Source organism: Nonomuraea sp. MTCD27 (assembly GCF_041950495.1).
In the GTDB taxonomy this organism is placed as follows: domain Bacteria; phylum Actinomycetota; class Actinomycetes; order Streptosporangiales; family Streptosporangiaceae; genus Nonomuraea.
On the sequence record NZ_JBGNUW010000039.1, the window covers coordinates 16,507 to 30,969 of the forward strand.

Sequence of the window (14,463 nt, forward strand, 5' to 3'; positions counted from 1 at the left end):
GTCAAGGCAGCCGTCCCCGGACACGCCGCACACCCACGATCGGCCAAGAACCCGTCATCACCCCCGCTCGAACGCACCCTCGCCAAGGCCCTCACGGAGGTCGTCATCAGGCTGGACCTCAGCGACGACACAACGCCATCACGCCCGCGGCCAGGACGGAGGCGATCGAGCCGGTGGCCTTCCTCCTGCAGGAGTGGCCCGCGCAGGACCGGCAAGCCCTCGCCGACCTGATCAACGAGTTCTCGCCGCGGGAAGCCGATCCTGAGCGGCAGCAGACGGCCTGGCAGGCACCCGAAACCCTGGGTCTCCTGGTCTGAAATCCTTGCACCGGGGAGAAATCGGGCGGGCCACCATCCGGCTAATGTTGCTCCGCATGACGCACACCGAGATCGAGATCACCGCGGAGCTGGTGCGGGATCTGCTGCGTGACCAGCACCCCGACCTGGCCGATCGCCCGGTGAGTCTCGGCGCGCGGGGCTGGGACAACCAGCTGTGGCGGCTCGGCGACGACCTGGCCGTCCGGTTGCCCTGGGCGACGGAGTCCGCGGACGAGCTGCTGCTCAAGGAACTCACCTGGCTGCCCGCTCTCGCCCCGCGCCTCCCGCTGCCGGTTCCCGTCCCGCAACGCCTCGGCGAGCCCTCCGCGCTGTTCCCGCGGCCCTGGATCGTCACCACCTGGGTGCCGGGAGAGCCCGCCGACCGCGCCCCCGTCACGCGCGGCGCGGAGGCGGCCGACGCCCTGGCCGCCTTCCTGACGGCACTGCACCAACCCGCCCCCGAACAGGCACCCGTCGGCCGGGACCGCGGAGGGCCGCTGGCCGACTACTCCGAGGGGTTCCTCAAGGGGCTCGCCTCGGCTACCGAGATGGGGTTGATTCCCGACCCGGACGCCGTACGCGCGGTCTGGGACGACGCCGTCGCCGCGCCCGACTGGACAGGCCCGGCGCTCTGGCTCCATGGCGACCTGCATCCGGCCAACGTCCTCGCCGCGGACGGCACCCTCTGCGGCGTGATCGACTTCGGTGACCTCTTCGCGGGCGATCCGGCCGGCGACCTCGCCGCCGCCTGGAGCCTGCTGCCGGACGGCGCCGCCGACCGCTTCCATGCCGCCTACCAGCCGGCCCCGGACGCCGCGACCCTGCGCCGCGCCCGCGGATGGGCAGTACGTCGCGCCCTCGGCGGCATCCACGTCGGAGAAGCCGGCGTCCGCGGCCGGCCCGGCGGCAAGGCCACGTGGGGCCCACCCGCCCACGCGGCACTGCGACGCCTCATCGCAACAGCCCATCGCTGATCGATCACGCTCGCACACCTTCGCGCGGTCTACGTGCATGACGTGCCTGACAGGACTCCAAACGGCTGGCCAGCAACTTCGCTTGCCAACCCAGGATGACCATCGGACCGGCTGCGTCCCAAGCTGACCCGCCGGGCAGCGTGGATCGCCCACGACATGGAGCTACCGCTCATCGAAGGCGCCATCATCCGGCTGACCGGCGAGCACCTGCCCGGCCGCGGAAAAATCGAGCCGGTCCGGCTGTAGTGGTCGGGCACCGGCGTCGACGCAGACCGACGTCGACCGGCTCTGGCGAGCTCAAGCCCAGTACGTGATGACGGCCGGTTATCCCGTACATGAGCGATCACGGCGGCCCGGCCCGGCGACCACGAGAGCTCCTCGCCGCCGCGGTGCTCGACTCCGGTACGTTGTCCGGTACATCACCACCGACGTCGCGCGGCGGCCGGCTTGAGCGCTGTGCCGAAGGTCGCCGCTCTGCGCGGCGGACACGTCACTCTCGCCGCGGCCCCCGACGCCTTCCTGGCCACCCAGCGCACGGCCCACCCCCACCCCCACACCCACCGCGCCCACGCCTTCGCGATTGATCGCGCCATCGACCGGCTCGGCCGCTGGCCGAGATCGGCACCGCGCTCGCCGAACTGGGGGGCGAGTGCGCCGGCGACGCGGGGAAAGTGTTCGTGACGGTGTGACAGTCCAGGCGAAGGAGCACGGCCGATCATCAGGCCGCACGCGTTCGCCCTGCTTCCCGATGAGACTCAGGTCCCCGGCCGCCGCCCGCTGAGGCCGGGTCACTCGTCTGACCTGGCTGACCACCAAGGCTCAGACACGCCAGTCCTGGCGCGTGGCCCATTCACGCACGGTCGTCGTCCCGGTCCTGATCACCGCCGGGTCCGGGGCAGGAGGCGGCGGCGTTCCCGGCGAGGGCGGAGTGTAGGCGGCGGCGACGCCCGCGGCGGCCTCCTCGCCGGTGAACGGGCCCAGCATCCGGGCGTACTCGTCCGGTTCGACGGTCCGCCACCGCACCTCGCGCCCCAGCGCCGCGGTGAGCTCCGCGGCCACCTGGTCGCCGGTCAGCGCCTGCGGGCCGGCCACGATCCGTAGCGGTGGCGGGGCCGGATCGGTGACGAGCCCGGCGATGACGCCCGCCAGGTCGCCGGCCGCGAGCCAGGGTACCGGCAGCTCCGCCGGCAGCGGGTAGGCGATCTCCCCGGCGGCCACGCGCGGCAGCGACCAGGGGGCCGCCAGATTCTCCATGTACGTGAACGCCGGCCCGACCACGGTGGCGACGTCCACGACCCCCTGCAGCTCGGCGGCCAGCAGCGCCCGGGCATCCACGAAGGGCACCCCCGTGGGCTCGAGGGCCGGTGGGCCGCCCGTGTTGAACACCGCCCGCGACACCCTGGAACCCTTGAGCGCGGCGAGCACCGCCTCGGCCTGCGGTACGGCCGCCTCGGCGGCGAAGACCAGCGGCAGCTGCACGACGACCGCATCGGCCCCGGCGTAGGCGTCGGTCAGGGACGCGGGAACCGACAGATCCGCGAAGACCGCCTCGGTGCCCGCGGGCAGGCCGCGCGCGGAGGTGTCGCGGACGGCGGCACGCACACGGTGGCCTGCGGCGAGGAGACGGCGGACGACGGGACTTCCCTGGGTGCCGGTCGCTCCATGGACGACAACGGTTGATCTGCTCATGGAGCGGCACATTAGTTTCCCAAATGAAGTAGTACCTAGAACGAAATATTGTTTCCGTATGGAAACCGATGCGGTGGACGTCGCCGCTCGCCTGGCCGCCGCCTCTCAGCGGGGTTGCGGCGTCGAGCGCACGCTCAAGGTCCTCGACGGCAAGTGGACGACGTTGATCATCCGGGAGCTGCTGACCGGCCCCAAGCGGTTCGGCGAGCTGCGCTCGGCCCTGGGGGACCCCAGCGCCAAGACCCTCACCGACCGGCTGCGCGCGCTGGAGAACCAGCGGATCCTCACCCGTACGGTGCACGCGGAGGTGCCGCCGCGGGTCGTCTACGAGCTCACCGAGCAGGGACAGAGCCTCAGCGGCATCCTGTACGCCATGCTCGTGTGGGGCGAAGAGCACCCGCTCATCGATGACCCCCAGAGGTGATGCGGCCATGACCCGCGTCGGCTGTCCAGCCACACCTCAACTGCGGGACCGGGCTCCCGGTCCTGCGCGGCCACCGGCCTCCATGATTTCCCTGCAGGTCACGCGGCAGCGCGGGAGGGCAGCCTGGCCGCCGCCGGGACGCCGAGCGCGGCGACGGCCGCGAGAAGCAGCAGCGTGGGCCCCATCGCGCCGCCGAAGGCCGCGGGCGTCCACCGCGATCCCGCCTCACCGGCCAGGCCGGGCGCGATCAGCGTGATCGACGTGGTGGCCAGGGCGATGCCCAGCGCGGGACCGATGTTCATGATGGTCTGCTTCAGCCCGCCGGACACCCCCGCGTCGTCGGCGGACGCCTGTTGCACGACGACGGCCGTCGCCGTGACCATCACCGTGCCGAAGCCGGCGCCCAGCATGAGGAACGCCACCGCCATCGCCGGTGAGGCCGCCGATCGATCCACGCCGGCCAGCAGCAGCATTCCCGAGCTGAGCAGGGCCATCGCGGCCAGGGCCGTCCGGCGGGGACCCTGCCGGCGCAGCAGCACGGCGGCGACCGGCGCGCCGACCACCATCATCACCGCGAGCGGCAGCACGCGCAGCCCGCTCTGCAGCGGGTCCAGCGCCAGGACCTCCTGCAGGAAATAGCTGCCGACGAACAATGCCCCGAACATCGCCGCGGAGGCCGCCAGCAGGACGGCCAGTGCCGCGGTCAGCGCCCCCGACGCGAGCACATGCCGGGGTATCAGCGGGTGGGCGGCGACCCGCTGGTGCTGGACGAATGCGCCGCCCGCCGCGACGGCCGCGGTCAGCCCGAGCGCGGTGCCCACGGTCCATCCCGTACGCGGTACCTCCACCAGGGTGTTGACCAGGCACGCCAGGGCCGCGGCCAGCAGGCAGGCGCCCGTCAGGCCGAGCCGGGCAGTGCGGCCACCGGCACCGGCACCGGCACCGGCACCGGCTTCCGCGCCGGTACCGACCGCGCCGGTACCGACCGCGCCGGTACCGACCGCGCCGGTGCCGACCGCGCCGGTGTCGCGCGGTGCCGGCATGCGGACGGCCAGAGCGGCCACGCCGATCGCGAGCGCGGGAGCGACGTTCAGGAGGAACACCGAGCGCCAGCCGAAGTGGGCGGTCAGCGCGCCGCCGACGAGCGGGCCGGCGGCGGCCGCCAGGCCGATGGCGCCGCTGCGTACCGCGATGGCCATCGCGAGCCGGTCGGCCGGGAACGCGGCGCGCAGCATCCCGAGGGTGGCCGGTTGCAGCAGCGCGCCGAAAAGTCCCTGGGCGATGCGCAGGCCGACGACCCAGCCGATGCCGGGCGCCAGCGCGATAGCGGCCGAGGTGGCGGCGAAGCCCAGGGTCCCGGCGGCGAAGACCTCCCGGTGACCGTAGCGGTCGCCGAGCCTGCCTGCGAGGACGAGCAGGGCGGCCACGGCGATGAGGTAGCCGGTGCTGGTCCACTGGACCTGTGCGAACGAGGCGTGCAGGTCCCGTTGCAGGGCGGGCTGGGCGATGGTGAGCACGGTTCCGTCGAGGGCGACGATGACCGCCCCCGTGACGCTGGCGGCCAGAGTCAGGTGGCGGTGGTGTCCCGGCCTCACCGCGGTTCCGGCCCGAGGTGTGCCTCCAGGGTGGCCCGCAGCAGCGGTTCGAGCTCGGCCGATCCGGTGGTCAGTTGCAGGCTGCCCCAGGCCCACAGCTGGGCGATGCCGTGCGCGTTCGCCCACAGCACGCCCGCGGCGATCCGCGGGTCCACGCCCGGCCGCAGGCCCGCCCGGGTCAGCAGATCCGTCACGACGTGGAACAGCGGCAGGCTGGCTTCCCGCAGGCCCAGATGGTTGCTCTCGAGCAGGTCGTGGCGGAACATCAGCTCGTACATGCCGCGGTTGGCCAGCGCGAAGCCGAGATATGCCCGGCCCAGCGTCGTCAGCTGCGCGCGCGGATCCGCCCGGCCGTCGCCCAGCGCCCGGGCGACCTCGGCGCCCAGAGCCGCGAACCCCTCGCGGGCGATGGCGGAGAGCAGCTCCAGGTGGGTGGGGAAGTAGCGGCGCGGCGCGCCGTGCGAGACTCCGGCCCGCCGGGCGATCTCACGCAGTGACAGCGCCTGCGTCCCCTCGCGGGTCACCAGCTCCACGCCGACCTCTATCAGGCGGGCACGCAGCCCGGCGTCCTCCTCATGCATAGACACTGTCTACCAGTGCCGAGTAGACGGTGTCTACGCCATGCCCTGAGGCCATCGCTCTTCAGATCCGCGTGCGGCTGCAGCGCGCCGGCACCCGCGGTCGCAGCCGCCTTCGAACCGTGAGCGCGCCCTGGAGCCGCAGATAGGTGCTATCAGCAGGCCAGCGCGGGAGCATGCCCGTCCCGGACTTCATACAGGTGCGCGACGGAAGCCGCATTGGGCAGCGGGCCGCGTACCCGCTCAGGAGTCAGCCGGATGCCGGTACAACGTTCGGCCAGCGCCAACGCCGCCTCGACGAACCGCCCACGGGGCGCTTGCCATTCCTCGTCATCCTCATCGAACTCATCGACAAGCCCGAGGTCTTCCAGATGTGGCAGGAGCCGGTCCGGTTCGGCACCCCAGCGCGCCTCATCGGGGAACATCGGGTCGAGACCAGTGATCACCTTTCCATCGACGGCGTAGATGAACCTGGCGTGCTGATCGACGTTGTTGTGAACGCTGGCCAGTACAGTAGCCGCAGACAGTGGGTGAACCGCGTCGCGCATGATCCCCATATAGCCTGCAGGCTCGACGATGACCGAGCCACCCTCAGAGGGGCCCACCTCGATGTAGCCCTCTGCCCGCAAGGCTTCGTCCGGTTTGACCGCGAGGCGCTCCAACACCTCCGCGGGCTGCAGACCAGCAACGAGGGTGAAACAGAACCCCGAGAGGCCAAGGCCGCCACGGAATTCCTCCCACCACAGGTAATCCTGCGCTGTCGCACGTGTCACGGATGGCCTCGCTCGATCGGTGGTAGGTGTGTTCGATGGCGTGGACGTCACGCTAGCGGCGAGCACCGACGTTCCTGATCGACGTTGTGTCGCTCGGTCGGGAGACGCCACAGATTCGCCAGGGGAGCCTGGAAAGTGCCTCCGAGTATCCCCGATCCCGGCCACTTCATGGACGCCCTGATCGACGCCCGCGCCGTCAAGCCGCTCATCGACGCTCTCCCACCCCGAGGGAAGCACACCCTGCTGCTGCGCTTCAGCGCAGACCGATCCCAGGCGGAGATCGCCGGCGAGCTCGGCATCTCCCAGATGCATGTCTCGCGGATCCTGCGAGCCGTCCTCACCCAGATACGCCAGGCCCTGACCGCGCAATAACACGAACAGACAGCTCCACCACGGCTGATCGGACTGTGCCTGAGAGGCAATGGACGGCGAGGCGGTCAACCCCAGGAGCGCGATCCTTGCTCCCCGTCACCAGGAACATGGCGAAATCCTGCATGTTTCAGCCGTCATCACCGGGAATGTGATGGAAGGCGCCGAGGCTGGGCCGTGGTCACCGTACTGGCCCCGGCCGGTAGCCGTGCCGCCGATGTCTCATCAGGAAAGGGGCCCTTGAGATGGTTGAGCAGCAGGACGTGATCGCGGTACTCGTGACCGACCATCGCGAGGTGGAGGAGATGTTCACCGAGCTGGAGCAGATGAGCGGCGATGGCGGCGAGCGGGCCAAGACGCTGGCCGAGAAGGTGGTCATCGAGCTGGTACGGCACTCGGTCGCCGAAGAGGCGTACCTGTACCCGGCCGCGCGGAAGCACATCGAGGGCGGTGACGCGCTGGTTGACGAGGAGATCGCCGAGCACGCCGAGGCCGAGGAGACGATGAAGCAGTTGGAGCGGCTGGAGCCGGGCGACGCGGAGTTCTGGCCTACGATGGAACGGTTGATGCGGGAGATTCGCCACCACATCCAGGAAGAGGAGAACGATCTCTTCCCTCGGCTGCGGCAGGCCTGCTCACAGGAGCAACTGGTGGACTTGGGCGGCAAGGTGCAGCGGGCCAAGAAGGTGGCGCCGACCCGTCCCCACCCGTCCGCGCCCGACACCCCGCCCGGCAACAAGTTGCTGGCTCCCGGGACCGGGCTGGTGGATCGCATCCGTGACGCGCTGACCGGCCGCGGACGCTCCTGAGCTCGTCCCGTCGGCGTCGCCAGTAGTCACGCGCTTTTCCTTCTCGAGCCCTACTGCGGAACCGAGCGGCTTCTCGGACGTGGCGGCTCCGTTCACGCCGACACCCACCAGGCCAGACACTCAATGCCGGCTGAGTGCGTACGGCCTGGCGTTCTCGTGGAGGAAGCGCGCGATGTCGTCCCGCGTCGGCGGGGGTGCTCACCCCAATGATCTCGGCGGTGTCCGCCACATGCCTGCTGATCAGCTCTTCCCAGCGTTCGATCGGGACGACGCCGGGTGACCGCGCCCCTGGGAGAACAGATTGAGGTGGATCCGACAGTAGGAGCGCAGCCAGAACGGCACCGCGCCCAGGAGCAACATCCGGTACGGGTCCCACTGCACGTACGACCCGCCTGGCCTACCTCACTGTCACGAACACGTTCGCCGCACTGCGGTTACTGCCCAGGGGAGATCGGGACCAGGACGTGGAGATACTTGCTCTGCGTCACCAGATCACCGTCCTTGAACGCCAACTCGGCGCCGACACCAGAGTGAGACTCGCACCCGAGGACCGAGCCTTTCTTGCCGCCCTCCTCACCTCGCTGCCGCGCGAGGTCCTGCGCCGACTGCGACTCCTCGTCCGCCCGAAGCGGCCCGCACGCGCGCCCACCCACCGTCCACTCCATCCGCGCCCTCATCCTGCGCCTGATCCGAGAGAACCCCAACTGGGGTTACCGGCGGATCCACGCAGAGCTCACCACCCTCGGCATCGTGGTCGCACCGTCCACGGCACGGGAGATCCTCAACCAGGCGGGTCTTGATCCGGCACCACACACGCGGCTTGAACTGCATGGATGGAGTTTTCGGCAGGCGCAATGCTGGTGGCGGTGGGGATGCTCATGGTGTGGAACTCGTCGAAGCGGCGCGCGTCGACGATGACGGGAGGCTCGCCGGAGTCGATGAGTGCCTGCACGTGCTGTGCGATCAGGGAGGGTGTGTGGCTGATCGACTCGACCAGCTCGCCGAACGCCTTGCTGGGCACGTTGACGTCCTGGAAGATCTCGCCGCCGGAGACGATCCAGCCGTCGAGCCCGCCCAGCAGCGCGTGCACCCGGGAGTAGCCGAGCTGTCGCAGGACGTTGATCGCCTGATGCGCGGGTGCGTCCGCGTCGCCGTAGACGACAATGAGGGTGTCCCGGCGCGGCGCACTGGCCGGCGCCGTGCCCCAGGACCTGCTGGACGCGGCATACGCGAGTGCTGCCGGGATCCTGCACCTGCTGCTGGTCGGGGACGCCGACCCGCTGGCGGACCAGGACGCGATCGCGCGGGCGGCCAAGACGCTGCCGAAGGCACGGCTCACCGTCGTGCGCGGCGCCCACCACGACTGCTCAACGACCTGCAGCACCGCTCGGTCGCCGCCGAAATTGTCACGTTCCTGGAGGCACTGCGCAACGAGCTGGTTCCGGCCGTCACCGTGGAGACAAGCACCTGGTGACCCAGCGGCCACGCTGCAGGAGGGCGCGTGGGCAGCGGCACGCCGGGATCACCGGGTTTCCGCCACCAGCTCGCCGATCTCGGGAAGCACGGCGTCCGCGACCGTGATCTCCTTCTGGATGAGCCCGTTGGTGTGGAACAGGTCGGCGGCGTGCTGCTGCTCGGCCACGAACTCCTCGCTGACCGGGTGCAGCCCCCATGGGCGGGTGCGCAGCGCGTGCTCCCACGCGTCGAGGTCGCCGTCGAACAGGGCCGCGGCCTCGCGCGGGTGCTCCTCTGTCCAGCGGTCCGCCTGCTGCAGCGCGGTGACGATCCTGGCCAGCTCCTCGGGCCGCTCGCGCGCGAAGTCGCGGCGGGTGAACCAGAGCGAGCGGTGGCTGAACAGGCCGTCGGTCTCCACGAGCGTGCGGGTGCGCGACTCGACCGGCGTCAGGTACGGGTAGGAGCCCACCCAGGCGTCCACGTCGCCGTTCACCAGCAGCTCGGCGGCGTTGCCGTAGGCGTCCACGGGGACGATGTCGCCCCAGCCGAGCCCGGCCTGTTCCAGTGCCAGCAGCAGCAGCGTGGTCTGCCATGAGCCGTGCCCGAGCGCCACCCGCTTGCCCTTCAGCTCCGCCACGGAGCCGATCGGCGAGTCGTCCCGCACCACCAGGCGGCCGTTCTCGACGCGTGGGCCGGAGATCGCCACGTACACGATGTCGTGGCCCTTGGCCTGGGCGGTGACCGGGGGAGTGGAGCCGGTGCCGATGAAGTCGTAGCCGCCGTCGAACAGGTGGTCGCCGTGCGCGGACGGGAGCGACTTGGTCGGATCGACGCGCTCGCCCCGGCCGAGGGCGTTCAGGTCCACCCACTCGACGCCGTGCACCAGGTCACGGTTGCGGGCCACCCAGAGCGTGTTGTTCTGCGGGAAGAAGCCGACTTTGGTGGTCATGAGGTACGTCCTTTCAGTAGTGGCAAAACGTGGCGGCCCACGCGGCGGGCCTCTTCGAGATGGGGGATCCCGGCCAGGATGAAGGCGTCCACGCCGAGGTCCAGGAGCTGGTCGAGGCGTTCGGCGACCTGGTGGTAGTCGCCGACCAGGCCGAAGGCGGGGCCGTCGCGCAACTGGCTGAACCCGCCCCACACGTTGGGAGCGACCTCCAGGGCGCGGGGGTCGTCACCGGCTCCGGCGAGAAAGGCGCGGCTGCGTCGCACGCCGACGGAGTCGCCCTCACTGAGGTCGCGCTCGCGCGGCCTGGCCTGCCAGCCCTCCTCGATCTCCGCCCACGCCTCCTGCTCGCTCTCGCGGGCCAGCAGGTCCACCCGCACGGCGAAGCGGGGCGGCGCGGCACTGTGCGCGCGCACGACGTCGAACTTCTCCGCCAGCGCTTCGAACGGCTCCAGCCACGACAGGTAGTAGTCGGCGTGCCGGCCGGCGGCGTCGATGGCGGCGGGGGAGGAGCCGGAGAAGAAGATCTCCGGGAACGGCTGGCCGGCCAGTTCCTCCGGCAGTCCCGCGTTCTCCACCTGATAGAAGCGGCCCCGGTGAGTGTGACCGCGGGTGGGCTCGCCCTGCCAGACGCCCTTGAGCACGTCCAGGAACTCCGAGGTCCGCGCGTAGCGGTCGTCGTGGTCCACCTTGTCGCCCCACCAGAGTTGCGCGGGACCGCCGCCGCCGGAGATGACGTTGTAGACGATCCGGCCGCCGGTGGCCCGTTGCAGCGTGGCCGTCATCCGGGCGGCCTGGACGGGGTGCAGGAACCCGGGCTGGAAGGCCACCATGAAGCGGTACGAGGTGGTCTCGTGGGCCAGCGTCGCGGCGGCGGCCCACGGGTCGTCGGTGTGCGGGAAGTTCGGCAGCAGCCCGCCGACGAAGCCGCTGTCCTCGGCGGCTCTGGCGACCTCGGCCATGTAGTCGGCGTGGCTGTAGCCGTCGTCCCGGCCGTCCCTGGTGCCCGGGGCGGTGCCGCCGGCGGCGAAACCACCGCGGCTGCGGACGCGGCGGCGCAGCGAGGGCTGGTCGCCCTCCATGTGGATGCGCCAGTAGATGTCAACGGTCAAGAGCCCGCTCCTTCACGTGTTCGCCGAGGTGGTAGACGTCCTCGGTCTGGAGGAAGAACTCGGTGACCCCGAGCGCGACGTACTCGTCGGCGGCGTCGATCGAGGACAGGTGCACGCCGTAGCGCAGGCCCGGCAGTTCGGGGATGAGCGCGGCCAGGTCGTCGCCGGCGGAGAAGACGTGCACGTCCGCGTGGCGGCGCGACAGCTCCAGGGCATCGGGCGAGGTTCCCGACAGGTGCACCTCGGGGAAGGGCGAGGACGACAGCGGCGCTCCGAAGCCGCCCTTGACCACCTCGTAGAAGGCGCGTTTGAAGTCCAACGGGCTTCCGCCGCCCCAGACGCCCCTGGCCACGGTCAGGAACTCGTCGGCGCGGGCGAACCGGGCCGCGCCGGTCAGGAAGTCGCCCTGCGCCCTGGCCACGGCCGGGTCCAGGTCCACGGCGAGCCGCCAGCCGAGCCGTCCGGCGGCGAATCGCTGCAGGGATGCCGACAGTTTGGCCGCGTAGACCGGGGTGGCCACGGCCGGGTGGAACTCGGCGACGACACGCAGGTGGCGGGTGCGGCGCAGGGCGCCGGCGGCGACGGTGAGGGACTCCTGCCCGTCCGGGTCGAAGGGCACGAGCGCGCCCGCCCACCCGGACAGGTCCGCGGCCACGGCGGTCCGCCCGGCGGGATCGGCGAGCACCGGCCGCACATCGGTGACGAAAGCCGGCAATCCGGCGGGGGCGGGGCTCCTGGTGGGCAGGACCACGTGAAAGCGCGCGGTGCTGTGCGTCGTCATGCCGCCGCCTCCAGCGGAACCTCTTCCAGCAGGGCGTCGATGCGCGGGAGCAGTTCCCGCGCCAGCGGCTCGATCTGGGTGTCCACCACGAACAGGCCGCGCGTGACGTGCCGCGCGCCGAGCACGCTCAGCACCGGCCGCAGGGCATAATCCACGGCCAGCAGGTGGGCCGCGGTGCCCCCGGTGGCCACCGGCACCACGGTTTTGCCAGCGAACGCGCCCTGCGGCAGCACGTCCAGGAACGCCTTCAGCAGCCCGGTGTAGGACGCCTTGTAGATCGGGGTGGCGACGATGATCGCACCGGCCGCGGCCACCTGCTCCGTGGCCCGCGCCAGCCCGGGATGGGTGGTGTCACCGTGCAGCAGGGCCTCTGCGGGCAGATCGCGAAGGCGCAGGACCGTGGCCGGCCGGCCCAGCCGCCCGGCCAGGTGGTCGAGCAGACGTACGGTGCGGGAGGCGGCCGATGGGCTGCCGGAGATGAGCAGGACGGACATGTCAGATCTTTCCTAGGGGTTCAGCGGAAACGGGCGGCGTCCGGGAAGGTCGCGGTGACTGGCCCGTCTCGTCGAGGAACTCGGGTGGCGGCAGGTGGTACGGCGGCTCGGCGTCGGCCGGCAGCGGCCCGGGCTCCCGTTCGCGGGCCTCGAACTCCTGTTTGACCGCCGCCAGCGTCTCGGGCTGCTCGACCAGCGTGACAACCGCCGAGGCCAGGTAGCGGGCGGCGGCCAGCAGCCCGGCGTGCGCGATCGAGGTGCCGGTCGCGGCGGTGGCCGCCCACGAGTGCAAGGGCACCCCGAGCGGCACCACGGCCGCGACCAGGCTGAGGTGCGGCGCCGTCCAGCTCACCTCGGAGGTGTCGCTGGACGGCACGCCGAGGTCCGGCCCGGCGGGCGGCCGCAGCGGCAGGATCTCGGTCGCCAGGCCGGCGGGCGGCCGGCCGATCGCGGCCTGCAGCCGCAGCGCGAACTCGTGGTCGGCATCGGTGAACGCGGGCGGTCCCAGCTCGCTCATCGTGTGGTGCAGCAGCTCCGCGCCCGCCCGGTTGCCGAGCCCCTGCCTGATGGCGGTGACCAGGCGGTGCTCCAGCCGGGTTCCGCTGCCGGCAGCGGCGGCGTGGGCGCAGGTCACGACCTTGTCGTAGAGGGTCCTGGCGGCGGTGTGCGCGGACTCGCGGACGTAGACCCACACCGTCTGCAGGTCGGGGGTGACGTTGGGGGCGCCACCGCCGCTGATCGTGTAGCTGACGCGGCCGGAAGGGGAGACGTTGCCGGCACGCAGGCGCTCGATCATGTCCGCCAGCAGCAGCGCGCCGTCCAGGCCGCTGCGGGTGCCCAGCGGGCTCGAGCCGTGGCCGGGAGAGCCGAGGAAGGAGAACGTGGCCGAGTACAGGGCGCTGGTGACGCCCCAGCCGGTGCCGGTGACGGGGGAGGGGTGCCAGTCGAGGAAGGCGTCCAGCCCGTCGTAGGCGCCGTCGCGCATCGCGTACGCCTTGCCGACGAGTTGTTCCTCGCCGGTGGAGGCGAACACCTTGATCGTGGCCCGGTTCCCGAGGGCCCTGGCGGCGGCGATGGCCGCGCCTGCCGACGCCGCCGCCAGAGTGTTGTGGCCGCACCCGTGGCCGGGGCCGTAGGCGGGCGCGTACTCGTCGCCCTCGAACGCGACCGGCTCGTGCCGGGCGACGCCGGCCCGCTGCGACAGGCCCGGCAGGGCGTCGTACTCGACGTTGAACCCCAGCACGGGCCCGCGCTCGCCGTGGGTGGCGACGAATGCGGCGGGCAGGCCGGCCGTGCCCCACGCGATCGTGAAGCCGTGCGCGCGCAGCAGTTCGGCGGTGGCCAGCGCGGAGCGCCATTCGCGCAGCGACGGCTCGGCGTAGGCCCAGATCCGGTCGGCGAGCCCGGTCAGCGCTGCGGCGTTCTCGCGGATCCAATCCGTGGTCGTCATGGCGTCGCTCCCGCGTGAGCGTCCACGCCCAGGTCGGCGAGGAGCCGGCGGCGCAGTTCGACGAAGTCGGGATCGGTGCGGCCGCGCGGCCGGTCGAGTCCGACCCGCACGTCCGTGACGAACCTGCCCTCACGCAGCACCGCGATCCGGTCGGCGAGCAGGATCGCTTCCTCCACGTCGTGCGTGACCAACACCACGGCCGGGCGGTGCCGGGCGCACAGCTCGGCGATCAGGTCCTGCATGTGCAGCCGGGTCAGGGCGTCCAGCGCGGCGAACGGCTCGTCGAGCAGGAGCAGCTCCGGCTCGCGTACCAGGGCTCTGGCCAGCGCGACCCGCTGGGCCTCGCCGCCGGAGAGCGTCGCGGGCCAGGCGTCGGCGTGGCTGCTCAGCCCCACCTCGGCCAGGGCCGCCAGGCCCTTGGCGCGGGCGGCGCGGCCCTGCCCGATGATCACGTTGGCGAGGGCGCGCTTGGACGGGACGAGCCGCGGCTCCTGGAAGACGACCGTGCGCACCGGTGGCACCAGCACGCTCCCGCCGCTGGCCGCGTCCAGCCCGGCCAGGATGCGCAGGAGCGTGGTCTTGCCGGTGCCGCTCGCCCCGAGCAGCGCCAGGAACTCCCCGCGCCGCACGTCCAGGTCCACCCCGTCGAGCACGGCCCGCTCCCCGAAGACCTTGCGCAGGCCTGTCGTCCGCACAG

General features: G+C 71.8%; 16 protein-coding genes. 5 read left to right on the forward strand and 11 right to left on the reverse strand.

Annotated elements, in window-relative coordinates; translation table 11 throughout:
* Nucleotides 1–173 precede the first annotated feature (173 nt).
* Entirely contained in the window at nt 174–317 is a 144-nt protein-coding gene (locus ACBJ59_RS58750; RefSeq protein WP_375118665.1) for a hypothetical protein, read from the forward strand.
* Nucleotides 318–373: 56 nt separating this feature from the next.
* Complete coding sequence (locus ACBJ59_RS58755; RefSeq protein WP_375118666.1) at nt 374–1,291, forward strand: aminoglycoside phosphotransferase family protein; 918 nt, start codon at nt 374–376, stop codon at nt 1,289–1,291.
* 819 nt (nt 1,292–2,110) lie between these two features.
* On the opposite strand, the gene ACBJ59_RS58760 is transcribed toward ACBJ59_RS58755, so the two are convergent.
* Nucleotides 2,111–2,980: an NmrA family NAD(P)-binding protein gene (locus ACBJ59_RS58760; RefSeq protein ID WP_375118667.1), complete on the reverse strand. Its 870-nt coding sequence runs from the start codon at nt 2,978–2,980 to the stop codon at nt 2,111–2,113.
* Between the two features lie 58 nt (nt 2,981–3,038).
* Between ACBJ59_RS58760 and ACBJ59_RS58765 the strand changes: the two genes are divergently transcribed.
* A complete protein-coding gene (locus ACBJ59_RS58765) occupies nt 3,039–3,404 on the forward strand; it encodes a winged helix-turn-helix transcriptional regulator (RefSeq protein WP_375118668.1) in 366 nt (121 codons plus the stop codon).
* Between the two features lie 98 nt (nt 3,405–3,502).
* On the opposite strand, the gene ACBJ59_RS58770 is transcribed toward ACBJ59_RS58765, so the two are convergent.
* From ACBJ59_RS58770 to ACBJ59_RS58780, 3 genes are all read right to left on the reverse strand, one after another.
* Nucleotides 3,503–4,999, reverse strand: a complete 1,497-nt coding sequence (locus tag ACBJ59_RS58770) for an MFS transporter (protein WP_375118669.1) — start codon at nt 4,997–4,999, stop codon at nt 3,503–3,505.
* Entirely contained in the window at nt 4,996–5,580 is a 585-nt protein-coding gene (locus ACBJ59_RS58775; RefSeq protein ID WP_364135528.1) for a TetR/AcrR family transcriptional regulator, read from the reverse strand. The genes ACBJ59_RS58770 and ACBJ59_RS58775 overlap by 4 nt, the downstream gene beginning before the upstream one ends.
* Nucleotides 5,581–5,732: 152 nt before the next feature.
* A complete protein-coding gene (locus ACBJ59_RS58780; protein ID WP_375118670.1) occupies nt 5,733–6,350 on the reverse strand; it encodes a DUF6461 domain-containing protein in 618 nt (205 codons plus the stop codon).
* A 135-nt stretch (nt 6,351–6,485) separates the two neighbouring features.
* Between ACBJ59_RS58780 and ACBJ59_RS58785 the strand changes: the two genes are divergently transcribed.
* Nucleotides 6,486–6,722 (forward strand): sigma-70 family RNA polymerase sigma factor, encoded by a 237-nt coding sequence (locus ACBJ59_RS58785; protein ID WP_375118671.1) that lies wholly within the window; start codon nt 6,486–6,488, stop codon nt 6,720–6,722.
* Between the two features lie 242 nt (nt 6,723–6,964).
* The gene (locus ACBJ59_RS58790; RefSeq protein WP_375118672.1) at nt 6,965–7,528 is read left to right on the forward strand and encodes a hemerythrin domain-containing protein; all 564 of its coding nucleotides are present in this window, start codon (nt 6,965–6,967) and stop codon (nt 7,526–7,528) included.
* Nucleotides 7,529–8,309: 781 nt separating this feature from the next.
* Here the strand turns inward: ACBJ59_RS58790 and ACBJ59_RS58795 are convergent.
* From ACBJ59_RS58795 to ACBJ59_RS58825, 7 genes are all read right to left on the reverse strand, one after another.
* Nucleotides 8,310–8,912 (reverse strand): hypothetical protein, encoded by a 603-nt coding sequence (locus ACBJ59_RS58795; protein ID WP_375118673.1) that lies wholly within the window; start codon nt 8,910–8,912, stop codon nt 8,310–8,312.
* A 138-nt stretch (nt 8,913–9,050) separates the two neighbouring features.
* Entirely contained in the window at nt 9,051–9,932 is an 882-nt protein-coding gene (locus tag ACBJ59_RS58800) for an ABC transporter substrate-binding protein (RefSeq protein ID WP_375118674.1), read from the reverse strand.
* Nucleotides 9,929–11,041 carry an LLM class flavin-dependent oxidoreductase gene (locus tag ACBJ59_RS58805; protein ID WP_375118675.1) on the reverse strand — a complete coding sequence of 371 codons (1,113 nt, stop codon included), beginning with the start codon at nt 11,039–11,041 and terminating at the stop codon, nt 9,929–9,931. Before ACBJ59_RS58805 ends, ACBJ59_RS58800 begins: the two co-directional genes overlap by 4 nt.
* Nucleotides 11,031–11,822: an LLM class flavin-dependent oxidoreductase gene (locus ACBJ59_RS58810; RefSeq protein ID WP_375118676.1), complete on the reverse strand. Its 792-nt coding sequence runs from the start codon at nt 11,820–11,822 to the stop codon at nt 11,031–11,033. Before ACBJ59_RS58810 ends, ACBJ59_RS58805 begins: the two co-directional genes overlap by 11 nt.
* Complete coding sequence (gene ssuE / locus ACBJ59_RS58815; RefSeq protein WP_375118677.1) at nt 11,819–12,316, reverse strand: NADPH-dependent FMN reductase; 498 nt, start codon at nt 12,314–12,316, stop codon at nt 11,819–11,821. Before ssuE ends, ACBJ59_RS58810 begins: the two co-directional genes overlap by 4 nt.
* A gap of 1 nt (nt 12,317) precedes the next feature.
* Nucleotides 12,318–13,766 (reverse strand): hypothetical protein, encoded by a 1,449-nt coding sequence (locus tag ACBJ59_RS58820; RefSeq protein ID WP_375118678.1) that lies wholly within the window; start codon nt 13,764–13,766, stop codon nt 12,318–12,320.
* Nucleotides 13,763–14,461 carry an ABC transporter ATP-binding protein gene (locus ACBJ59_RS58825; protein ID WP_375118679.1) on the reverse strand — a complete coding sequence of 233 codons (699 nt, stop codon included), beginning with the start codon at nt 14,459–14,461 and terminating at the stop codon, nt 13,763–13,765. The genes ACBJ59_RS58820 and ACBJ59_RS58825 overlap by 4 nt, the downstream gene beginning before the upstream one ends.
* Nucleotides 14,462–14,463 lie beyond the last annotated feature (2 nt).

Bases quoted from the DNA above. Each gene is read 5' to 3' on its own strand.
- ACBJ59_RS58760 (WP_375118667.1), bottom strand. From the start codon at position 2,980: ATGAGCAGATCAACCGTTGTCGTCCATGGAGCGACCGGCACCCAGGGA.
- ACBJ59_RS58755 (WP_375118666.1), top strand. From the start codon at position 374: ATGACGCACACCGAGATCGAGATCACCGCGGAGCTGGTGCGGGATCTG.
- ACBJ59_RS58775 (WP_364135528.1), bottom strand. From the start codon at position 5,580: ATGCATGAGGAGGACGCCGGGCTGCGTGCCCGCCTGATAGAGGTCGGC.
- ssuE (WP_375118677.1), bottom strand. From the start codon at position 12,316: ATGTCCGTCCTGCTCATCTCCGGCAGCCCATCGGCCGCCTCCCGCACC.
- ACBJ59_RS58790 (WP_375118672.1), top strand. From the start codon at position 6,965: ATGGTTGAGCAGCAGGACGTGATCGCGGTACTCGTGACCGACCATCGC.
- ACBJ59_RS58820 (WP_375118678.1), bottom strand. From the start codon at position 13,766: ATGACGACCACGGATTGGATCCGCGAGAACGCCGCAGCGCTGACCGGG.
- ACBJ59_RS58765 (WP_375118668.1), top strand. From the start codon at position 3,039: ATGGAAACCGATGCGGTGGACGTCGCCGCTCGCCTGGCCGCCGCCTCT.
- ACBJ59_RS58800 (WP_375118674.1), bottom strand. From the start codon at position 9,932: ATGACCACCAAAGTCGGCTTCTTCCCGCAGAACAACACGCTCTGGGTG.
- ACBJ59_RS58810 (WP_375118676.1), bottom strand. From the start codon at position 11,822: ATGACGACGCACAGCACCGCGCGCTTTCACGTGGTCCTGCCCACCAGG.